The organism is Gordonia sp. LMA484 (assembly GCF_058129505.1).
Genome location: NZ_CM176700.1, coordinates 3027886 through 3049236 on the forward strand (window position 1 = coordinate 3027886; position 21351 = coordinate 3049236).

Annotated in this window: 18 protein-coding genes and 2 tRNA genes; 6 read left to right on the top strand and 14 right to left on the bottom strand. The window is 66.3% G+C overall.

All coding sequences use genetic code 11. The features are described from left to right. Positions 1-21 precede the first annotated feature (21 nt). The 5 genes from AC4AMJ_RS13345 to mobA form a co-directional block, all read right to left on the bottom strand. Positions 22-450, bottom strand: a complete 429-nt coding sequence (locus AC4AMJ_RS13345) for a hypothetical protein (protein ID WP_489918263.1) — start codon at positions 448-450, stop codon at positions 22-24. Between the two features lie 162 nt (positions 451-612). After that, on the bottom strand, positions 613-951 hold the full coding sequence (locus AC4AMJ_RS13350; protein WP_489900837.1) for a DUF4233 domain-containing protein: 339 nt from the start codon (positions 949-951) through the stop codon (positions 613-615). Between the two features lie 59 nt (positions 952-1010). Then, positions 1011-2531: a bifunctional tetrahydrofolate synthase/dihydrofolate synthase gene (gene folC / locus AC4AMJ_RS13355; RefSeq protein WP_489918425.1), complete on the bottom strand. Its 1521-nt coding sequence runs from the start codon at positions 2529-2531 to the stop codon at positions 1011-1013. Positions 2532-2677: 146 nt separating this feature from the next. Beyond that, positions 2678-5323 (bottom strand): valine--tRNA ligase, encoded by a 2646-nt coding sequence (locus tag AC4AMJ_RS13360; protein WP_489918264.1) that lies wholly within the window; start codon positions 5321-5323, stop codon positions 2678-2680. 26 nt (positions 5324-5349) lie between these two features. Then, complete coding sequence (gene mobA, locus AC4AMJ_RS13365) at positions 5350-5958, bottom strand: molybdenum cofactor guanylyltransferase (RefSeq protein WP_489894429.1); 609 nt, start codon at positions 5956-5958, stop codon at positions 5350-5352. A 48-nt stretch (positions 5959-6006) separates the two neighbouring features. Here mobA and AC4AMJ_RS13370 point away from each other — a divergent pair, with 48 nt between their 5' ends. After that, on the top strand, positions 6007-8334 hold the full coding sequence (locus AC4AMJ_RS13370; protein WP_489918265.1) for an FdhF/YdeP family oxidoreductase: 2328 nt from the start codon (positions 6007-6009) through the stop codon (positions 8332-8334). A gap of 74 nt (positions 8335-8408) precedes the next feature. On the opposite strand, the gene clpX is transcribed toward AC4AMJ_RS13370, so the two are convergent. The 5 genes from clpX to AC4AMJ_RS13395 all read right to left on the bottom strand — a co-directional run bounded on the left by clpX (position 8409) and on the right by AC4AMJ_RS13395 (position 13128). Continuing rightward, the gene (gene clpX / locus AC4AMJ_RS13375) at positions 8409-9689 is read right to left on the bottom strand and encodes an ATP-dependent Clp protease ATP-binding subunit ClpX (RefSeq protein ID WP_489894425.1); all 1281 of its coding nucleotides are present in this window, start codon (positions 9687-9689) and stop codon (positions 8409-8411) included. 315 nt (positions 9690-10004) lie between these two features. Then, complete coding sequence (locus tag AC4AMJ_RS13380) at positions 10005-10706, bottom strand: ATP-dependent Clp protease proteolytic subunit (protein ID WP_489894423.1); 702 nt, start codon at positions 10704-10706, stop codon at positions 10005-10007. Positions 10707-10757: 51 nt separating this feature from the next. Beyond that, positions 10758-11372 carry an ATP-dependent Clp protease proteolytic subunit gene (locus tag AC4AMJ_RS13385; RefSeq protein WP_489894421.1) on the bottom strand — a complete coding sequence of 205 codons (615 nt, stop codon included), beginning with the start codon at positions 11370-11372 and terminating at the stop codon, positions 10758-10760. Between the two features lie 256 nt (positions 11373-11628). After that, positions 11629-12987, bottom strand: coding sequence for a trigger factor (tig, locus tag AC4AMJ_RS13390; protein ID WP_489894419.1), 1359 nt, complete (start codon positions 12985-12987; stop codon positions 11629-11631). A 67-nt stretch (positions 12988-13054) separates the two neighbouring features. Beyond that, positions 13055-13128 (bottom strand) — tRNA-Pro (locus tag AC4AMJ_RS13395). A gap of 226 nt (positions 13129-13354) precedes the next feature. Between AC4AMJ_RS13395 and AC4AMJ_RS13400 the strand changes: the two genes are divergently transcribed. The 4 genes from AC4AMJ_RS13400 to AC4AMJ_RS13415 all read left to right on the top strand — a co-directional run bounded on the left by AC4AMJ_RS13400 (position 13355) and on the right by AC4AMJ_RS13415 (position 16233). Then, positions 13355-13428: transfer RNA gene (locus AC4AMJ_RS13400), tRNA-Gly, on the top strand. 142 nt (positions 13429-13570) lie between these two features. Beyond that, complete coding sequence (locus tag AC4AMJ_RS13405) at positions 13571-13756, top strand: hypothetical protein (RefSeq protein ID WP_489894240.1); 186 nt, start codon at positions 13571-13573, stop codon at positions 13754-13756. 343 nt (positions 13757-14099) lie between these two features. Then, on the top strand, positions 14100-15284 hold the full coding sequence (locus tag AC4AMJ_RS13410) for a lipase family protein (protein WP_489900831.1): 1185 nt from the start codon (positions 14100-14102) through the stop codon (positions 15282-15284). A gap of 208 nt (positions 15285-15492) precedes the next feature. Then, positions 15493-16233: a L,D-transpeptidase gene (locus AC4AMJ_RS13415; RefSeq protein ID WP_489918266.1), complete on the top strand. Its 741-nt coding sequence runs from the start codon at positions 15493-15495 to the stop codon at positions 16231-16233. 92 nt (positions 16234-16325) lie between these two features. Here the strand turns inward: AC4AMJ_RS13415 and sthA are convergent, their stop codons facing one another. The 4 genes from sthA to AC4AMJ_RS13435 all read right to left on the bottom strand — a co-directional run bounded on the left by sthA (position 16326) and on the right by AC4AMJ_RS13435 (position 20294). Further along, positions 16326-17777: a Si-specific NAD(P)(+) transhydrogenase gene (gene sthA / locus AC4AMJ_RS13420; protein ID WP_489894236.1), complete on the bottom strand. Its 1452-nt coding sequence runs from the start codon at positions 17775-17777 to the stop codon at positions 16326-16328. A gap of 169 nt (positions 17778-17946) precedes the next feature. Then, on the bottom strand, positions 17947-18882 hold the full coding sequence (locus AC4AMJ_RS13425; protein ID WP_489894234.1) for a PE-PPE domain-containing protein: 936 nt from the start codon (positions 18880-18882) through the stop codon (positions 17947-17949). An 89-nt stretch (positions 18883-18971) separates the two neighbouring features. Then, a complete protein-coding gene (locus tag AC4AMJ_RS13430; RefSeq protein ID WP_489918267.1) occupies positions 18972-19790 on the bottom strand; it encodes an Fpg/Nei family DNA glycosylase in 819 nt (272 codons plus the stop codon). A gap of 30 nt (positions 19791-19820) precedes the next feature. Next, on the bottom strand, positions 19821-20294 hold the full coding sequence (locus AC4AMJ_RS13435) for a ribose-5-phosphate isomerase (RefSeq protein ID WP_489894231.1): 474 nt from the start codon (positions 20292-20294) through the stop codon (positions 19821-19823). 22 nt (positions 20295-20316) lie between these two features. Here AC4AMJ_RS13435 and AC4AMJ_RS13440 point away from each other — a divergent pair, with 22 nt between their 5' ends. Further along, positions 20317-21345 carry a M48 family metallopeptidase gene (locus AC4AMJ_RS13440; protein ID WP_489894230.1) on the top strand — a complete coding sequence of 343 codons (1029 nt, stop codon included), beginning with the start codon at positions 20317-20319 and terminating at the stop codon, positions 21343-21345. Positions 21346-21351: the final 6 nt, after the last annotated feature.

Genomic DNA, 21351 nt, shown 5'->3' on the forward strand with positions numbered 1-21351 from the left:
TTCGACGACGGGTGTCGCGGATCACGAGCAATACTGTCCGTCCACCGCGAAGAAGCCGTAGTTGAACAAGCTGCCGGATCGGGACCTGGGATCGACGATGACCTGGATGCAGCCGCCCGGCGACTTGAGTGCGCCGGCAAGTGCGATGTCGAACTGCGCGGCCAACGCGAGGTTCGCCGGGCGATACTGCTGCGGCACGGGCAACGCCGCGATCGCATCGGGGACCTTCATCGTCGCGGCCCGCTCGGTCAGGTCGTGGGTGGCGAGGTAGCTGTATTCACCGTCGGCGGCAGGCACCGGTGCGTCGGCAACCGGCAGGTCCTCGGGCGCCACGGTGGGCGCCGCAGTGGCGACCCCACCGGTTAACGACGAACCGATGACGGTCAGCGCCAGCGCAGCGGTGGCCCAGGGTCGGCGAAGGCAGGTGATGACAGACAAACTATTCCTCACGTCACGGATGGTCACCGGGGTCAGGGCACAGATGATTGTTCGCCCCCCAGCAGCGACATTCTCACAGTCTCGGGCCTCGAAAAGCGAGCGTCGGGAGGTCACAGTCGGGCAACACCTGTTGCAGGCGCCGAAGCCGGCATCGTCGTTGCCGAACGGACCACGTCAGCCGTCCAACGGTTCCTGCCCCGGCAACATCCCCTTGGCGATCCGGACCTCGACATCATGTTTGATGTAGGCGATGTAGACCCAGACGCACAGGAAGATGACGCCGATCACCGCGATCGACCAGTGCAGGAACCCTCCGGCGATCACCAGGACCTGCAGGCCGATATCGAGCCGGAGCGCATGGCTGCGGCCCTGGAGTCCGGCCGCGACGACATGGGCCGCCACGAGGAATCCCAGATAGCCGCCGGAGACCCAGGACAGTCCTGAACCTATGTTCGCCACGATCGGGAAGGTCAGTCCGAGGACGATGACCTCCAGGATGAGGGTGCCGGCCATGACTCCGCGCAGCCCCTTCCACGGGTCTGTCGCGGGTGGGCTGTACCGAATCGGTTCGCTCACGTGGGCTCCTTGCCGAACAAAGTGCGTGCCGCGCCCGCGGTGACCACCGATCCCGTGATCACCACACCGGCGCCGGCAACGGGTTCGCCGTCGGTCTGTTCGGCCAGACCGATCGCCGTTTCCACGGCATCGGGCAGGAATGGCTTCACGACGACACGGTCCTCTCCGAAGATCGGCAGTGCGATCTCGAGGAGCGACTCGGTGTCGAGCGCGCGGGGCGAGCCGTTGTTGGTCACCACGAGGCTGTCGAACACGGGCTCCACGGCCTCCAGGAAGCCCTCGGCGTCCTTATCCCCGAGCATGCCGACGACCCCGATGAGACGCCGGAAATCGAATTCCTCGGCCAGTGCCTGTGCGAGCGCCGTTCCGCCGTGTGGATTGTGGGCGGCGTCGATGAAGACCGTCGGCGCGCTGCGCACCCGCTCGAGCCGGCCGGGGCTCGCGACGGCCGCGAACCCGGCACGGACGGCGTCGATGTCGAGTTGCCGGTCGGCGCCGGCGCCGAAGAACGCCTCCACCGCGGCGAGCGCGAGAACGGCGTTGGACGCCTGATGGGCACCGTGCAATGGCAGGTATACCTCGTCGTACACCCCGCCGAGGCCTTGGAGCCGCAGCATCTGCCCACCAACCGCGGTCACCGAATCGAGGACGGTGAACTCCGAATCCTGCCGCGCGACAGCGGTGTCCGCCTCGACGGTCTGTCGGAGCAACACGTTCATCACGTCGGGTTCCTGCACCGCGATGATGGTGACGGGGTCGGTCGCGACGAGGTCGTCACCGCGGGCCTTCTTGATGATCCCGGCCTTCTCCCCCGCGATCGCGGCGAGGGTGTCGCCGAGATAGTCGGCGTGGTCCATGGCGATCGGGGTGATCACGGCCACCGTGGCATCGATGACGTTGGTCGCGTCCCAACGCCCACCCATCCCCGTCTCGACGACCGCAACGTCGACCGGCGCCTCGGCGAACACCGCGTAGGACATCGCCGTCAGCACCTCGAACTTGCTCATCCGCGGGCCACCGGACGCGGTCGACGAGTCGTCGACCATCGTGATGTACGGCTCCAGCTCGCGGTAGGTGTCGATGTAGGTGCGGGCGCTGATCGGTCTGCCGTCCACCGAGATCCGCTCGGTGACGCGCTGCAGGTGCGGGCTGGTGATCCGGCCGGTGCGACGATGCAGTGCGGTGAGCAGTGCGTCGATCATCCGTGCCACCGACGTCTTGCCGTTGGTCCCGGCGATGTGGATCGCCGGATAGCCGTGCTGCGGCGACCCGAGCAGGTCCATCAGGGCCGAGATCCGGGTCAGGGACGGTTCGATCTTGGTCTCGGGCCAGCGGGTGTCGAGCTCGGCCTCGACCTCGGCGAGCTCGGCCAGCGTGGCGGCGTCGTCATGCGGACCGTTGCCCGCCGACGGCGGCCGGTCCTCGTCGTCGCCGGGTTGATCATCCGAGTAACCGTCGTCGGCGGCCGCATCGTCGGCGTAGAGATCGTCGGGCGCGCCCCCGCGACCGGCGAGCAGCGACCCCAGATCGGTCGGCAGCGGCGCAGCGCCGAGCGGATCGACATCGAAATCGTCATCACCGCGGGGATCGGCGCCGAGATGGTCCCGGTCGATCTCGTCGATGTCCTCGTCATCGGCGCTGCCGTGGCCGATGTCGCGCGGGCTCACGAGCCGCTCAACGCACTGAGGGCGGCTCCGAGACGTTCGACTTCCTCGGTCGCCACCTTCTGTCGCTGCCGGATCTTCGCCACGACAGGTTCGGGCGCCTTCGAGAGGAACTGGTCGTTGCCGAGCTTGGCGGTGGTGCTCGACAGTTCTTTCTCGGCCGCAGCCAGATCCTTGGCCAGACGCTTGCGCTCGGCCTCCAGATCGACGGTTCCCGATGTGTCGATCCGCACCGTCACGGTTGCCGCCGAGAGGCGGACATCGATCGTCGCGGTGGCGGCGAAATCGTCGTCGGCACTCTCGAGACGGGCCAGCGAGTCGAGGTACGGCCGGGACGGGGTGAGGCCGGCGAGGTCGAGTCCGTCGATCTCGGCCGCCACCCGCTGCCCCGGCCGCAGCCCCTGATCGCTCCGGAACCGTCGCACCTCGGTGATGAGGCGCTGCAGATCGTCGATGTGCTGGGCGGCGGCAGCGTCGGCAACGACGCTGCCGGCCTGCGGCCACGGAGCCACGACCACCGATTCCCCACCGGTCATCGACTTCCACAGCACCTCGGTCACGAACGGCATCACCGGGTGCAACAGGCGCAGCAGCTTGTCGAGCACGGCGCCCAGCACCAGCGACGTCGTCCGCGAACGTTCGTCGTCGTTCTCGGCAAACTGCACCTTGGCGAGCTCGAGGTACCAGTCGCACACCTCGTCCCAGGCGAAGTGGTACAGCGACTCACAGGCCTTGGAGAACTCGTAGCTCTCGAAACCGGAATCGGCCTCGGCGAGAACCGTGTCGAGCCGACCGAGTATCCATCGGTCCGCCTCGGTCAGCGCGGTGGCGTCCGGCAGCTCACCCAGTACCGCCCCGTTCATCATCGCGAACTTCGTCGCGTTGAACAGCTTCGTCGCGAAGTTGCGCGACGACTGGGCGTGGTCCTCGCCGACAGAGATGTCGCTGCCCGGGTTCGCTCCGCGGGCCAACGTGAAACGCAGTGCGTCGGCGCCGAAGCGTTCGACCCAGTCCAGCGGGTCGATGCCGTTGCCCTTCGACTTCGACATCTTGCGGCCGTGTTCGTCGCGGACGAGGCCGTGCAGGAACAGGTTGTGGAAGGGCACCTTCTTCTCGCCGTCGAATTGCGGGGCGACGTAGGTGCCGAACATCATCATCCGGGCCACCCAGAAGAACAGGATGTCGTAGCCGGTGACGAGAACCGATGTCGGATAGAACTTCTCGAGATCAGTGGTCTTCTCGGGCCACCCCAGGGTGGAGAACGGCCACAGGCCCGACGAGAACCAGGTGTCGAGGACGTCGGTCTCCTGGACATAGCCCTCGGGCACATCGTCGTCGGGCCCGACACAGACGATCTCGCCGTCGGGGCCGTACCAGATCGGGATCCGATGACCCCACCACAGCTGGCGTGAGATGCACCAGTCGTACATGTTGTCGACCCAGCCGAACCAGCGCGGCTCCATCGACGTCGGATGGATGACCGTCTCGCCGTTGCGGACCGCGTCGCCGGCCGCTTTCGCCAGGGTCTCGACCTTGACCCACCACTGCATCGACAGCCGCGGCTCGATCGGCTCCCCGGTCCGCTCGGAATGGCCGACACTGTGCAGGTAGGGGCGGACCTCCTTGACGATGCGCCCCTGGTCGGCGAGCGCCTCGCGCACCTTGACCCGCGCCTCGAACCGGTCCATCCCGTCGAACGGCGTCCCGGTTCCGGCGATACGCGCCTCGGCGTCCATGATGGTGGGCATCGGCAGGTCGTGGCGCTGACCGATCGCGAAGTCGTTGGGATCGTGAGCGGGCGTGATCTTGACTGCGCCACTGCCGAATTCGGGATCGACGTAATCGTCGGCGATGACCGGGATCCGGCGGTCGACGAACGGGTGCGCCAGCTCCGTCCCGATCAGGTGCGCATAGCGTTCGTCGTCGGGGTGCACCGCGATGGCGGTGTCACCGAGCATCGTCTCCAGACGGGTGGTGGCCACCACGATGTGCGGTTGATCGTCATCGAGGCTGCCGTAGCGGAAGCTCACCAGCTCGCCCTCGACATCGGCGTAGCTGACCTCGATGTCGCTGATCGCCGTCTTGAGTACGGGCGACCAGTTGACCAGTCGCTCGGCGCGATAGATGAGCCCGTCGTCGTACATCTGCTTGAACACCGTCTGCACGGCGCGCGAGAGCCCGTCGTCCATGGTGAACCGCTCGCGGCTCCAGTCGACCCCGTCGCCGAGGCGACGCATCTGGTTGCCGATGTTGTCGCCGATCTCGGCCTTCTCGGTCCAGACCCGCTCGATGAACGCCTCGCGGCCGAGGTCGTCGCGGGTGAGACCCTCGGTCGCGAGCTTGCGCTCGACCATGGTCTGCATGGCGATCGCGGCGTGGTCCATCCCGGGCAGCCACAACACCTCATAGCCCTGCATCCGACGACGCCGCGACAGTGCGTCCATGAGCACATGCTCGTAGGCGTGGCCCATGTGCAACGAGCCGTTGACGTTCGGTGGCGGGATGACTATCGAGAAGGCCGGCCGGTCACTGGTCGCGTCGGCCGTGAAGTAGCCGGCGTCCACCCAGTCCTGATACAGCCGTGCCTCATGCTCGGCGGGATCCCAGGACTTCGGCAGCTCGCGGGTGGGGTCGGGTGTGGTCACCCCACAATCTTAGGGAACGCCCCACCTCACACGTGGAGCCGGTGCAGGTCCTCCGGCGCGTTGACGTTCGTGAGCCACTCCGGGTTGCTCACCGCGACACGATGCGTGTTCAGCGCTTCCAGTGCCGCGAGCATGCGCCGCTCGCCGCGCGCGGTCAGATCGGCGATGATGCCCGCGGCGTCCGTGCGGTAGAGCCCGGCCATCGGGTGATCCCGCTGCGCGTCGGTCGCGATCACCGCCTGCGTCGACGCGGTGACACCACGCAGGAGCTCGTCGACCAGGTCCGCCGAGATCAACGGCATGTCGGTGGCACAGACGAACGCCCACACCGCACCGGCCGCCGCGGCTCTCGACAGCCCCACCGCCAGTCCACCCAGCGGTCCCGTACCGGGGATCTCATCGGTGACCCATTGTGCTTCGGGACCCCCCGTCCCGTACAGCGACTGGTAGGCCGCCGATTCCTCGGCCGCGGCCACCAAAACGGGTTGGCAACGCTCGCCCATGACTCGCACGACCCGGGCGAGCATCGGCTCCCCGTCCCAGTCCATCGCGGCCTTGTCGCGGCCCATCCGCCGGGAACGTCCACCCGCGAGCACGATTCCCGCCACCTGCTGTCCTACATCCGTTTGCGCCATGGGAACAGTGTCGACGAACGTCACGGCGCGTGGGGCAAGATGGTGAATATGAGTGCCCGCCAGTCCCGCGACGAAACCCCCATCACCGAGCCGGAGGACGTCCACACCGGCCACATCAAGGACTATGCGGCGGGGGTGCCGGCGGTCGCGGTCGCGTTGCAACGCGGGTTCGAGCAGATGGGGCCGCTCCGCACGGCCCGGACGTTCGCCAAGCTGAATCAGCGGGACGGGTTCGACTGCCCCGGCTGTGCCTGGCCGGAAACCCCTGGTCATCGCAAGCATGCGGAGTTCTGTGAGAACGGTGCCAAGGCGGTCGCCGAGGAGGCCACGAAACGGCGCGTCACCCCGGACTTCTTCGCCACGCACTCGGTTGCCGACCTGCGTGAGCGGTCCGGCTACTGGCTCTCGCAGCAGGGACGCCTCACGGACCCCGTTTACCTGGCACCCGGCGACACCCACTACCGACCGATCGGCTGGGGCGAGGCGAATCGCATCATCGCCGACGAGATCACCACGATGTCCAGCCCCGACGAGGCCGTCTTCTACACGTCGGGACGCACGAGCAACGAAGCCGCCTTCGTCTATCAGTTGTTCGCCCGCAGCATCGGCACCAACAATCTCCCCGACTGCTCCAACATGTGCCACGAATCGTCCGGGACCGCCCTCGGCGACTCCATCGGGATCGGCAAGGGCTCGGTCACCGTCCCCGACCTCGAGGCCGCCGACCTGATCATCATCGCCGGGCAGAACCCGGGGACCAACCATCCGCGGATGCTGTCCACGCTGGAGAAGGCCAAGCACAACGGCGCACGCATCGTCGCGATCAACCCGCTCCCCGAGGCCGGTTTGATGCGGTTCAAGGATCCGCAGAAGATCGGTGGGGTCGTGGGCCACGGTGTGAAGCTGGCCGACGACTTCCTCCAGATCCGGCTCGGCGGGGACATGGCACTCTTCCGCGGCGTCGCGCGACTGCTCCTCGACGCAGAGCGGGCCGCACCCGGCACCGTGTTCGACCACGACTTTCTGGACAACCGTTGTGCGGGCGTCGACGACTATCTCGGGCTGCTCGAGGACGTCGACTTCGCCGACATCCTCGAGGCCACCGGATTGACCCGCGAGACGATCGCCGACCTCGCCGAGGCCGTCGCATCGTCGGAACGGATCGTGCTGTGCTGGGCGATGGGGCTGACCCAACATCACCACGCCGTGGCCACCATCGGCGAGGGCACCAACGTGCTGCTCCTGCGCGGCATGATCGGCAAGCCCGGCGCGGGCCTGTGCCCGGTACGTGGGCACTCCAACGTGCAGGGCGACCGCACGATGGGCATCTTCGAGAAGATGCCCGAGGAGTTCCTCGCCGCCCAGGATGCCGAGTTCGGCATCGCGAGCCCGCGCAGGCCCGGCTTCGACACGGTGGCGGCCATCGGCGCGATGGCACGTGGTGAGGTGCGCCTGTTCTTCGCGATGGGGGGCAACTTCGTGTCCGCGGCTCCGGACACCGAGTACACCCGGGCGGCGCTGGCCAAGTGCGCGTTGACGGTCCAGGTCAGTACCAAACTGAACGAATCGCACCTGGCCACCGGGCGCGCCGCACTCATCCTGCCCACCCTCGGCCGCACCGACAAGGACGTCGTCGACGGTGTCGCACAACAGGTCTCGGTGGAGGACTCGATGTCGGTGGTGCACCTGTCCCGGGGTTCGCTGCCCCCGGCGTCGAAGGAACTGCACAGCGAGGTGGGCATCATCTGCGATCTCGCGACCGCAGTTCTCGGCGCCGACCACCACGTCGCGTGGCAGCAACTGCGCCGCGACTACGACCTGATCCGCGATCACATATCCCGGGTGATCCCGGGTTTCGAGGACTTCAACATCCGCGTCCGCCTCAGTGACGGATTCGTGCTCCCCCACCCGCCGCGGGATCGGCAGGAGTTCGCCACGCCGAACGCTCGTGCCAACTTCGCGGTGAATCCGCTTGAGTGGGTTCAGGTTCCCGACGGCCGGCTGATCCTGCAGACGCTGCGCAGTCACGACCAGTACAACACCACGATCTACGGGCACGACGATCGCTATCGCGGCATCAAGGGCAACCGCCGGGTCATCATGCTCAACCCGGAGGACATCGCGGAACTGGGACTACGGGCCGGCGGTCACGTCGACATCGTGTCGGAGTTCTCCGGATCCGACGGCCTGGAGGAACGGCGTGTGGACGGATTCGAGGTGGTGGCGTACTCGACACCGCGTGGCAACGCCGCCGCCTACTACCCCGAGACGAACCCGCTGGTCCCGCTGGGCTCGGTCGCGAAGGGCTCGAACACGCCCGTATCGAAGGCGGTGGTGATCCGACTGGAGCCGAGCACCGCGAAGCTATCTTCCTAGGCACACGCAAGAATCCCGAACACACGCGATGCTCTGCGTGTGATCGGGATTTCTGCGTGTTGGTCGACCGCGGGTCAGGCGCTCTTGTCGCGCCGCTCGTCGCGGCTGTCCTTGCGGGGCACGATGGTCGGGAGCACGTTGTCGCTCACCGTCTCCCCGGTGACGACGACCTTCTCGACATCGTCACGGCTCGGGATGTCGTACATCACCGGTAGCAGGACTTCCTCCATGATCGCGCGCAGACCACGTGCACCGGTGCCGCGGTGGATCGCCTGATCGGCGACGGCTTCGAGGGCGTCGTGGCTGAACTCCAGCTCGACATTGTCCATCTCGAACAGCTTCGTGTACTGCTTGACCAGCGCGTTCTTCGGTTGGGACAAGATCGAGACCAGCGATTCCTTGTCCAGATTGGTCACCGAAGCGACGACGGGCAGGCGGCCGATGAACTCGGGGATCAACCCGAACTTGATCAGATCCTCCGGCATGACCTCGGCGAAGTGATCGGTGGTGTCGACGTCGTCCTTGCTGGTCACTTCGTTGCCGAAACCGATGCCGCGCTTGCCGATTCGCTCGGAGACGATCTTCTCGAGGCCGGCGAACGCACCGGCGACGATGAACAGGACGTTCGTCGTGTCGATCTGGATGAACTCCTGATGCGGATGTTTACGACCGCCCTGCGGCGGCACCGACGCCTGTGTGCCCTCGAGGATCTTCAGCAGCGCCTGCTGCACGCCCTCGCCGGACACGTCGCGGGTGATCGACGGGTTCTCACTCTTGCGCGCGATCTTGTCGACCTCGTCGATGTAGATGATGCCGGTCTCGGCGCGCTTCACGTCGTAGTCGGCGGCCTGGATCAGCTTGAGGAGTATGTTCTCGACGTCCTCACCGACGTAGCCCGCCTCGGTCAGCGCCGTGGCATCGGCGATCGCGAACGGCACGTTCAGCATCTTCGCCAACGTCTGGGCCAGGTAGGTCTTGCCACAGCCGGTGGGGCCCAGCATCAGGATGTTCGACTTGGCGAGCTCGACGGTCTCGCCGGTGCGCGAGTCCTTCTTCTCCCCCGCCTGGATGCGCTTGTAATGGTTGTAGACCGCGACGGCGAGGGTCCGCTTGGCGGTGTCCTGACCGATGACGTAGTTCTCGAGGAAGTCGCGGATCTCGACCGGCTTGGGCAGCTCGTCGAGTTTCACGTCGCCGTTCTCGGCCAGCTCTTCCTCGATGATCTCGTTGCACAGGTCGATGCACTCATCACAGATGTACACACCGGGCCCGGCGATCAGCTTCTTGACCTGCTTCTGACTCTTCCCACAGAAAGAGCACTTCAGCAGGTCGCCACCGTCTCCGATTCGTGCCATCTCTTGTAAGCACCTTCCTTGTTGCTCCGGTTCTACCGACGGACCTCTTCCGCGGGCAGCCGGGCATGGGTCACCGGTCGGCAATCGGGTCGCCCAGTAACTCGACGGTACCCGCGTGCCGCTCGAACTTCGACCGATAAGGGAAATGTCGCAGCCCTGGATTCGATCGTCGTCCGTTTATCTGTTTGTCAAGGTCACCTGCGCACCTCGTGCACCGGCGACAACACCGGCGCAGATGTCAAGGATGAACCCCGGCGCCGACGTTCGGCACGCACATCGACCCGGCGTGTCGGAGCCGATGTGCGAGCCGACGCGTCAGTGGTGGGACTTCTTGAGTGACTTCTTGCGGTACTCGAAGACCTCGTCGATGATCCCGTACTCCTTGGCCGCGTCGGCGGTGAGGATGTTGTCGCGGTCGGTGTCGCTACGGATCTTTGCCGGATCCTGGCCGGTGTGGCCCGCCAGGATCTCGTCGAGCCGATTACGGATGCGCTCGATCTCCGCGGCCTGGATCTCCAGGTCGGACACCTGGCCCTGGTAGGCACCACCGGTACGGGGCTGGTGGATCAGGATCGTCGCGTTCGGCAGCGCCGCACGCTTGCCGGGCGTACCGCCCGCCAGCAGGATGGCCGCGGCGGAGGCGGCCTCACCCAGGCACACCGTCACGATGTCGCAGTGCACGTACTGCATCGTGTCGTAGATCGCGAGCATGTCCGGCACGCTGCCGCCCGGAGAATTGATGTACATCGTGATGTCGCGGTCGGGATCCTGCGATTCGAGGACGAGCAGCTGCGCCATCACGTCGTTGGCCACCGTCTGGTCGATCGGCGTCCCGACGAACACGATGCGCTCCTCGAACAGCTTCGCGTAAGGGTCGTATTGACGCTGACCGTTCGGGGTGTGCTCGATGAACTGCGGAAGGATGTATCGCGCCTCGATGCTGCGCATGGCGAGCGCCGACGCGGGAATCCCGGCGGCGACGTCGGCAGGCAGAGACTCGAGCGATGAGTTGATCAATTTCTGCTCCGATGTGTGAGATGGCCTCGTGGACGGATGGTCAGGGAGGGTTCAGGGTGCCGGGGTGACCGACGCCGCGCGCGTGACCACGTGATCGACGAGACCGTAGTCCTTGGCCTCCTGCGCCGTGAACCACTTGTCGCGGTCGGCGTCGGCCTCGATCTTCTCCAGCGGCTGCCCGGAGAACTCCGCGTTGAGGCGGTTCATCTCCTTCTTGGTGGCCGCGAACTGCTCCGCCTGGATGGCGATGTCCGCTGCCGTTCCACCGATACCGGCCGACGGCTGGTGCATCATGATGCGCGCGTGCGGCAGAGCATGCCGCTTGCCCGGTGTGCCGGCCGCCAGCAGGAACTGGCCCATCGACGCCGCCATGCCCATGGCGTAGGTCGCCACATCACATTCGGCGAGCTGCATGGTGTCGAAGATCGCCATACCCGAGGTGACCGAACCGCCGGGCGAGTTGATGTAGAGGTTGATGTCGCGCGTGGGGTCCTCGGCCGCGAGCAGCAAGATCTGGGCGCACAGCCGATTCGCGATGTCGTCGTCGACCTGGGTGCCGAGGAAGATGATGCGCTCCCGGAGGAGTCGTTCGAAGACAGAATCGGTCAGATTCAGCCCGGACGCTCCCGAACTCATCGTCGGTGTGTGGATGGTCGGCTCACTCACTGTTCCTACCTTTGCCTGTCGTGGTGACGTGCGGTGGCTACCGCGTCCGCCCGTTGTCGGGTCCAGCTGTTTCCCGTGATGCCCCGAAGCCGTCACGGCGGGTTCATCACGGCGGGTCTCCCGATGTCCTCACCGACACTAACCAATGCCGCCCGATGGACAGTCCCGATGACACCCGTCTTCGCTGAGAGCAGAACAGCCGGCGACGGGTACGACGACCCGGCTCCGGCTGTTCTGTACAACTACGTGGCGCTTCTCAGCTCTCGTCGTTCTCGTCCGACTCGTCGTCGGCGTCCGGCTTGCCGAAGAACTCGTCGGTGTCCACGGATGCGCCGCTGCTGTCGGTCACCGTCACATCCGAGACGATCCCGGCCAGTGCCTTCCCGCGCCGGACGTCGGCGTAGACGGCGCCGACCTGGCCGGCGCTCTGCAGCTGCTGGATGAACTCCTGCGGCTGCATGCCGTAGCGCTGGGCCTGGAACAGGATCTGCTGGGTCAGCTCGTCCTGACCGACCTCGGTCTCCTGCTGCTCGGCGATCGCGTCGAGCAGGAGCTGCGTCTTGACCGACTTCTCGGCCTCCGCGCGCGCCTCGGCATCCCACTCTTCGCGGGTCTTGCCCTGGGCCTCGAGGAACTTCGCGACCTGCTCGTCGTCGTGGCCCAGTGCGTGGACGATCTGATGCTGCTGGCCCTCGACCTCGTCGGCGACGATCTTCTCCGGCAGCGGGATCTCGACCTTCTCGAGCAGCTCCTCGAGCACCTTGTCACGGATGGCGTTGGCCTGTTCCATCTTCTTCGACTGTGCGACCCGCTCGACCATGCTCTCGCGCAGCTCCGCGACGGTGTCGAACTCGCTGGCCATCTGGGCGAACTCGTCGTCGAGTTCGGGCAGCTCGCGCTCCTTGACCGAGTTCACGGTCACCGCGACCTGGGCGTCCTCACCGGCGTGATCGCCGGCGACCAGCGTGGTGGTGAACTCCTTGGTCTCGCCGGTCTTCATCCCGACGAGCGCTTCGTCGAGGCCCTCGATCAGCTGACCGGAACCCACCTCGTGCGACAGCCCCTCGGTGGAGGCTTCGTCGACCGCCTCACCGTCGACGGTGGCGGCCAGATCGATCGAGACGAAGTCCCCGTTCTCGGCGCCACGGTCGACGCCCTTGAGGGTGCCGAAGCGCTCGCGCAGTCCGTCGAGCTGCTCATCGACCGCGGCGTCGTCCACCTCGATGGCGTCGACCTGCACGGCGAGCGTCGAGTAGTCGGGGAGCTCGATCTCCGGGCGGACGTCGACCTCGGCGGTGAAGGAGACGGGGTCGCCGTAGACGAGGTCGGCGAGATCGATCTCGGGCTGACCGATGGCCTTGGTTTCGGTCTCCTCGACGGCCTGCGAGTACTTCGACGGCAACGCGTCATTGACCACCTGGGCCAGGATCGAGTCCCGGCCGACGCGTGCCTCGATCAGCTTCGCCGGCGCCTTACCCGGCCGGAAACCCGGGATGCGGATCTGCTGGGCGAGTGACTTGTAGGCCCGGTCGAACTCGCCGGACAGCTCCTCGAACGGGACTTCGACATTGAGCTTCACTCGGGTCGGGCTCAGCTGCTCGACGGTGCTCTTCACGCCTGCTCCTAACATCTGCATTTCTGCGTCGGGGTAAATGACAAGTCTCGCGGTCGGTTGACCTGAGTCGGGATGACAGGATTTGAACCTGCGACCCTCCGCTCCCAAAGCGGATGCGCTACCAAGCTGCGCCACATCCCGGTCGACCCGGATCGCAGCACTCATCGGAGACCGATGGAACGCAGAGCAGGGCCAACAGAAGATAGTACGTGTCGCCACGCCGACCACCTAAACGGGTGCAACGTCGCGCGGACGCGGACCGGCCCGGACGACGCGGACGCGAGGCGATTTCAGGATCTTCCAGAACACCGGGTACAGTCTTGGGCGCACGCGACGCCGGTGGCGATCCCACGGGTGAAGCGGGCACGCGGGTGTAGCTCAATGGTAGAGCCCTAGTCTTCCAAACTAGCTACGCGGGTTCGATTCCCGTCACCCGCTCCAGCAGGTCAGAGGCAGTATTGCCTCTGACCTTTTTTCTTGTCCAGAAGGCCGACGACTTCAGCGCACCTTCGCCGGGCCGCGACACATCCGGCCGGCGTGGCACTCACTGTGATCCACACCACTTCGGGCGTAGGCTGGGGTCATGTCTTCCAGCCACACCAAGAGTCAGCGCAAGTGTCCGAGCTGCGGAGCGAATCTCTATGTCCGTAAGGACGTCGCACCGTCGGACGCCGGCCCGGGCCGCGTGGACGTGATGCTGGTCTGCCGCGACGAATCCTGCTCCGAACCGGCACGCCACCTGCGCACCGAGCACCCGCAACCCGCCTGACGAGCCCGGTTTTCGATCATCGACGCGTGCCCCGCACGGCACGCGATAAGCGTGTGGTCGCCCTCGTCGACCATCGCGGGTGCACTCACCCGGCCCAGTGACAGGTGCCTGCAGTCACCCCTCGGCCGGGATCGTCTCCGACGCAGCGATTGATTTTCGGCGGGAATCGTCGATGATGGAACCGAATGATGGTCGCCTTGGGGGTCAAGCACCGTCGTGAAAACCGACAGCTCTGCTTGTTTTGGGGGAAATCATGCGCTCGATTCGCTTTGCCGATGGCTCACCACCGACCCGACACCGACGATCACGTCTACTGAAGGGGCTGGTCGCCGCCGGCGCCGCGATGACGGTCCTCGCGGGCGGTGTCGTGGCGGGCACCGGCGAGGCAACCGCCGACAACGTCGCCCTGCCGACGCCGTTACCGGATCATTTCTACGCCGCGCCGCGAAACATCGCGAAGTATGCGCCGGGAGACATCATCGAGGTCCGGGGCAAACCCAATCCGCCGGCGTTCTTCGACGTCCGCACCTACCAGCTCAAGTTCCGTTCATCGGACAGCCAGGGCAAGCCGATCGCGGCGGTCACCACCGTGCTGGTGCCCAACCACAAGAAGGTCAACGGCCCGCTGCTGTCGTTCCAGCACATCATCAACGCCACCGGCCTCGAGTGCGCGCCGTCGCAGGCGCTCTGGACCCAGGACCCGAATCTGATGATTCGCGAGGCCCCCGGCCTCAATGTGGCCCTGCAGCGCGGCTGGACGGTCGCGATCCCGGACCACCTCGGTCCCCGCAGTGCGTACGGCGCGGCCAAGCTGGGCGGGCAGATCACCCTCGACGGGATCCGCGCAGTCCAACGATTCACGCCCGCGCACGTCGCCAAGAGTCGAGTCGGGATGGCCGGCTACTCGGGAGGCGGGATGGCCACCGCGTGGGCGGCGGCACTGGCCCCCACCTATGCGCCTGACCTGAACATCGTCGGCGCCGCCTACGGCGGTGTACCGATGAACCTGATCAAGATGGCCGAGGGCCTCGGCTACAGCACTCCACATCCGGCGTTCGGTCTGGCCTTCGCGGCCGCGATCGGCGTCTCCCGTGAGTACCCGCAGCAGATCCCGATGCTGAAGTACCTCTCACCGCTGGGCTGGCAGATGTACCAGGGCATGCGCAACGCGTGCACCAACGACATCTTGGCGCTCGGCGCCGGACACGACGCCAAGCAGGTCACCATCGGCGGCCGCGCGATCTTCGACAACCCCGCGGCCCGTCGGGTGGTCGAGGAGAACAGCCTGTCGCTGTACAAGGGCCTACCGCGGACACCGATCTTCGAGTGGCACAGCCCGACCGACGTCCTGATCCCGGTCTCGTCGATCGATTACACGTTGAACCGGTACTGCCGGGCCGGACGAAAGGTACAGCGGTTGGCGACACCGTCGCCCGACCATCTCTCGGCCGCAGTGATCGGGCTCCTCCCCGCGTTCGGGTATCTGACCGATCGATTCAACGGACTGCCGGCGCCCAGTAACTGCTGAGTCAAAAGGTCTCGGAGGGGTAACGGGAGCACATCAGACGGGCAACGCGCCGATTGTGACCGTCGTCACAAATGGCGCGTTGCCGGCACCGATCACCACGTGATATGTACCGCGAGTGGATCAATCGACGCCCGTTTGCCATTTGTTCGACTTCCCGGCTTTGGCTCGATGACAACGTTTGTGTAACGATGGTTGAGCGCTCCGGGGGATGCGCTTCAGTACCTCAAACTGCAAAGGTCTCTCTGTGTTGACTTCGAAGCCTTCTCGTCGCCGTCGCGGCGCGACGCGACGCGCGGTGGCCACCGTCATCGGTGTGGCCGCCGTGATGCTGACGCTGCCCATGGCCGCCGGCGCCACACCCGTCACCGTGATCCCCGGGCTCCCCCCGGTCGAGGTCCCCGACGTACCCGGTGCGCCCCAGATCCCCGGGGTGCCATCGACGCCGAAGAGCACCACACCCACGCCGAAACCGACTCCGTCGACACCGGAGACCCCCAAGGGTCCGGCCATCCCGAATGTGAAGACGTCGACCGGCTGGATCGCTCTCGCCGAGGATGCCACCCACCAGATCACCTGGTGGCACAACGGCAATCAGGTCAAGACGATGCCGATCTCCATGGGATCGAACGAGCATCCGACCCCGAACGGCGTCTACCACACCAAGGAGAAGTACCGCGACATGTACATGGATTCGTCCACGTACGGCGTACCGGTCGACTCGGCGGAGGGCTACCGCACCTACGTCGAGTACGCCACCCGCATGTCGTGGGACGGCATCTTCATCCACGCCGCACCCTGGTCGGTCGAGCAGCAGGGCCGCAGCAACGTCAGCCACGGCTGCATCAACGTGAGTACCGCGAACGGCAAGTGGGTCTTCGACAACATCCCGCGCGACACACCGATCGTCGTGCGCGGCACCGTCGGACCGAAGTACGTCCCCGGTAGCTGATCCAGACACCATCGACGGGTCGGGCCCGGACGGTCATCACACCGTCCGGGCCCGACCCGTTTGTCGACCACGCCCCTCTCCGGGCCGCAAGGTCAGCCCAGGACGGCGGTACCCGCGTCGAGGTCGAGCCGATGCCCTTCGGCACGGACCCGGGCGATGGCCCGCATCTTGTTGACGGCGTCGAGTGCGGCCACCTTGTATCCCTCGGCGAGCGTCGGGTAGTTGAACACGGCGTCCACGAGATAGTCCACGGTCCCCGCCAGACCCATCACGGTCTGACCGATGTGGACCAACTCCGCCGCGTTGCTCCCGAACGCGTGGACGCCGAGCACCGTGCGGTTCTCGGCGTGTATCAGCAACTTCAGCAGCCCGTACGAGTCGCCCATGATGGCGCCCCGCGCAAGTTCCCGATAGCGCGCCACCCCCACCTCGAACGGGATGCTCGCCGTGGTGAGCTGGTCCTCGGTCTTCCCCACGAAACTGATCTCCGGGATGGCGTAGATGCCGATCGGCTGCAGGTCCTCGTTGGTGGCCCCGACCGGTTCGTCGAATGCGTGGTAGGCCGCTCTGCGGCCCTGTTCCATCGAGGTCGCCGCCAGCGCCGGAAAACCGATGATGTCGCCCACGGCATAGATGTGCTCGACAGTCGTGCGGAAGTTGTCGTCCACCTTCAGCCGTCCCCGGGCATCGGCGGTCAGCCCGGCGGCCTCCACCTTCAGTTCATCGGACACGCCCTGTCGCCCTGCCGAGTACAGGACCATGTCCGCGGGGATCTTCTTCCCCGACTCGAGGATGGTCAGGGTGCCCGACGGATGGGTCTCGACCGTCTTGACGTGTTCACCGAAGCGGAAAGTGACCCCGCGCTCACGTAACTGATACTGCAGTGCCTCCACGATCTCGCGGTCGCAGAAGTCCAGCATCGTCGGACGCTGCTCGATGACGGTCACCTTGGTCCCCAGCGCCGCGAACATCGACGCGTACTCGATGCCGATGACCCCGGCCCCGACCACCACCATCGACCCGGGCACGCGGTCGACGGACAGGATCTGATCCGAGTCGACGACGGTGGTGCCGTCGAACTCGACGCTCGCCGGTCGCGCGGGCCGTGTTCCGACCGCGATCACGAAATGGTCGGCGCTGATGTGCTTGAGGTCGCCGGTCGCGTCCTCGATCGCGATCCCGTGTGAATCGACGAAGTGCGCGCTGCCGATGAACATCGCGACGTTGTTGCGGGCCAACTGATTCTGGATGACATCGATCTCTTTGCCCACCACGTGCATCGTGCGGGCGGACAGGTCGCTGACCGTGATGTCCGATTTCAACCGATACGACTGTCCGTAGAGCTCACGCTGATTGAGGCCGGTCAGATAGAGAACAGCCTCACGGAGCGTCTTGGACGGGATCGTGCCGGTGTTGATGCAGACGCCGCCGACCATATGGCGGCGCTCGATGATCGCCGCGCGTTTGCCCAGCTTCGCTGCTGCGATCGCCGCCTTCTGTCCGGCCGGACCGGAGCCGATGACGACGAGGTCGAAATGATCCACGATGATGTCTCCACTCGATCGGACGAGACGGGCGCACACGCGCACCCATGGATCAGTTTCACCCGCGCGGATCGTCCCCGGGCCCGCAGAAGCAGACTGTTAGACGGGATTTAACACCCACGAATCAAACGGCGAGTCGGTGGAGCGGCATCGGACAGAATCCGCGGTGTCAGGCGGCGATCCCGGCATCCGTGGCAAGCACCGAACAACCGATCGGCGAGAAGGTCGCTCGCACCTGCAGCCATCGTGCGAGGGCCTCACAGCCGGTCGTGTCGGGGTCGGTCGCCGACGTTCGGCGATACGGCTCACGACTGTAGGAGGTGTGACGTCCGCCCCGCCGATTGCGCACCACCACACCGCCCCAGGTGAGGCGGTCGGGTAGGTAGCCGACGACCTCTCGCACCGCCGTGGACAACCGTCGGAAATCGCGCCACATCTGGGCAGGTCCGGGCGAGGTTCGGTGCGCATTCTGAAACCTGTTGTTCCGCAGCATGTTCCACAGCTGCGCACACCAGTCGCGCAGCCGCCCCAACGCCAGCGCCGCGGTGAGGTCGGCGACGTCACGGATGAAGGAATCAGCGGTCGCATTGCAGATCATGTCCTCCGGGGCACCCACCCAACAGGTCGCGACCTCCGGCGGCAGAGCACAGCCCGGTCCGGCCACGCCCCAGCCCGTGCAGCCCGGTACGGCCCCCGGGGGCTGATGCGGATCGGCGACGAAACCTGCCGCGAGCACTCGGTCGACCACGGGGTCGCCTACGGCGTGCAATTCATGCAACGCCGTTCGGATCACCACCGCACCTTGCGAATAGCCGATCAACGCCACCGGACCGGCCGTCTGCGACAGGGCATTCCGGACGGCGTCGACGCCGATGTCCAGACTCTCGCGGTAGCTCATCCCATCGATGCGCGGTGCCGGTCCATAGCTGGCGGGGTATCCGACCCAGCGGCAATCGAAGCGCTCGTCCAAGTGCACGGTGACGGCGCGTAGCAGCCCGGTGACCTCGGTCCGCCGGTCACCCGGGTATGACTCCCCCGTCCCGCCGACGACGACCAACGAGACGCGTGGATGGTCGACGGATCGGATCTCTGCACTCTCGGTCATGTCCCCATGGTGGTCGGACCGTGTGTGAATTGCAGGTCATCCGGCTGAGTGTTGCCTGTGATCGACCTGTGACCCCGGTCACTTCGGGGTCAATGCTGACATCCCGGACACCAGTACAGGTTTCGCCCCTCCATGTCGGCGATGTGCACAGTGGTCCCGCAGATGCGGCACGGTTCGCTCGCGCGTCGGTAGACATACGTCCGGGGACGATCCGGGGCATAGGAGGCCGCGCCGTGGTCATCTCCGGGTCGGACGACGTGGATGCGGCCCCGGCGGACGCCGACCCGCATGAGTGCGCGCAAGTCGTCCCAGATCTCCTCGACCGACTCGGAGGGCAACGACCGACCCTCCCGGTACGGATCTATTCGCGCGCGGAACAGGACCTCGGCGCGGTAGACGTTGCCGATCCCGGCGATCACCCGTTGATCCATCAGCAGTGCGCCGATGGGCCGGCGCGAACGCCTGATCGCCGCGAACGCGCGGGTGGGTTGCGCGTCCGGGCGCAGTGGGTCGGGGCCCAGCCGCGCGACGAGTTCGTCGAGGTCGGCAGGCGTGTACAACTCGCATGCCGTCGGCCCACGCAGATCGGTGCCGATGTCCGGGCCCTCGATCCGGAGCCGGACCTGCCCGACCGGCTGCTCCATGGGCGAGGGCGACTCGCTGAAGGCGCCATAGAGACCGAGGTGGACGTGGATCATCTGGCGACCGCTCCGGCCCGTGCTGTCCGGACTCCGGAAATGTTGGATCAGGTGTTTGCCCCAGGCCTCGGCCTTCGCGAACACCATGCCGTCGACCGCGGCGGCGCCGTCGGCGAACCGTCCTTGCGGACTCGTGACGTGCACCGACTGCCCCGCGAACACGCGTTGTTGCCGGCGCGCCAACCGGTGCAGGGTGTGACCTTCGGGCATGACCGACCGCGGACCCTACGTCGATCTGGGTCAGTTGTCGGGGACGGGTGGCGCCTCGCCGGTGCGCTCGTACTCGGCGAGGATGTCGATACGGCGCTGGTGGCGTGCTTCGTCCGACCACGGTGTCGAGATGAAGGCATCCACGATGGCCAGAGCCTCCTCGGGGGTGTGCATCCGTCCGCCGATACCGATGAGCTGCGCGTTGTTGTGCTGACGCGCCAACTGCGCGGTCTCGACACTCCACGCGAGTGCGCACCGGGCACCGGGCACCTTGTTGGCCGCGATCTGCTCGCCGTTTCCACTGCCACCCAAGACGATTCCCAGACTTCCGGGGTCGGCGACGGTCCGGCGGGCGGCTTCGATGCAGAAGGCGGGATAGTCGTCGAGCGCGTCATACACATGCGCACCGCAATCGACGACCTCGTGGCCCGAGGCCTTCACATGGTCAGCGATGGTGTTCTTCAATTCGAATCCGGCATGGTCGGCACCGAGGTAGACACGCATGGCGCCACTATAGATTGGTCGTGTGGACGCTCAATCGCCGATACCCAATGTTCCCGGGGTCGCCGACGCCCTGTCCGGCACCGGCGACCATCATCCGCCGCGGTCCGACGCGCCCCCGCCGGATGCGTTCTGGCTGCCGCCCGCGCAGTACGCGGTACGTCCACGTCTGCACCCGTGGGAGATCCCGATGCTCGTACTGGTCGTGGCGGTCACGCTGCTCGGGTACCTGGCGATCGTCCTCCTGGTGGTCCTGGGCGAGTTCAGCGACTACTTCCTCGCCCTGCTGGCCGCGCCGCTGATCCTGCTGTTCATCCGAGGGCTGACCTATGCGCGTCCCAGGGTGAACGGCGTGCAGATGACACCTACCCAGTTCGCCGAGGGATACCGGATGGTGGTGGAGGCCGCCGCACGGTACGGGCTCGAGTACGTCCCGGACGCCTACGTCATCCTCGGCAACGGGATGGTCAACGCTTTCGCGTCGGGGCATGGTTTTCGCCGCTATGTCGTCGTCTATTCGGACCTGTTCGAAGTCGGGGGGCGCGCCCGCGACCCCGCGGCACTGGAGTTCGTGATCGGCCACGAGGTCGGCCATATCGCGGCCGGACATGTCTCCTATTGGCGACAACTGGCCACCGTCGTCGGGATGAACATCCCGTTCATCGGCGCAGCACTCTCACGGGCGCAGGAGTACACGGCCGACAACTACGGCTACTACACCCGACCCAATGGGATCCCCGGTGTGATCGGTGTGCTGTCGGCGGGCAAGTACATGCTCTCGGCCGTCGACTTCGATCAATTCGCCGACCGCGCCACCCACGAGCACGGTTTCTTCACGTGGGCCGTCAACGCGCTCGCCTCCCATCCCGTGCTGACCTGGCGGGCGGCGGCACTGCGGGACCGCACCCGCGCCGGCGCGATGCTGTTCCGTCCTCGCACGATCGTGCGAGGGGTGGGCAGCGGCAACGTGGTCGCCGTCACCCCTCCCCCGCACCCGGCGGCAGTTGCTCCGGGGTCGCTACCGAACGGCCTGGAGATGCCGCCGAAGCTCTGAGCAGCC

Coding starts and splice junctions, on each gene's coding strand:
- AC4AMJ_RS13350 (WP_489900837.1), bottom strand. CDS start 951: ATGGCCGGCACCCTCATCCTGGAGGTCATCGTCCTCGGACTGACCTTC.
- mobA (WP_489894429.1), bottom strand. CDS start 5,958: ATGGCGCAAACGGATGTAGGACAGCAGGTGGCGGGAATCGTGCTCGCG.
- AC4AMJ_RS13370 (WP_489918265.1), top strand. CDS start 6,007: ATGAGTGCCCGCCAGTCCCGCGACGAAACCCCCATCACCGAGCCGGAG.
- clpX (WP_489894425.1), bottom strand. CDS start 9,689: ATGGCACGAATCGGAGACGGTGGCGACCTGCTGAAGTGCTCTTTCTGT.
- AC4AMJ_RS13405 (WP_489894240.1), top strand. CDS start 13,571: ATGTCTTCCAGCCACACCAAGAGTCAGCGCAAGTGTCCGAGCTGCGGA.
- AC4AMJ_RS13410 (WP_489900831.1), top strand. CDS start 14,100: ATGACGGTCCTCGCGGGCGGTGTCGTGGCGGGCACCGGCGAGGCAACC.
- AC4AMJ_RS13415 (WP_489918266.1), top strand. CDS start 15,493: ATGCGCTTCAGTACCTCAAACTGCAAAGGTCTCTCTGTGTTGACTTCG.
- AC4AMJ_RS13425 (WP_489894234.1), bottom strand. CDS start 18,882: ATGACCGAGAGTGCAGAGATCCGATCCGTCGACCATCCACGCGTCTCG.
- AC4AMJ_RS13430 (WP_489918267.1), bottom strand. CDS start 19,790: ATGCCCGAAGGTCACACCCTGCACCGGTTGGCGCGCCGGCAACAACGC.
- AC4AMJ_RS13435 (WP_489894231.1), bottom strand. CDS start 20,294: ATGCGTGTCTACCTCGGTGCCGACCATGCCGGATTCGAATTGAAGAAC.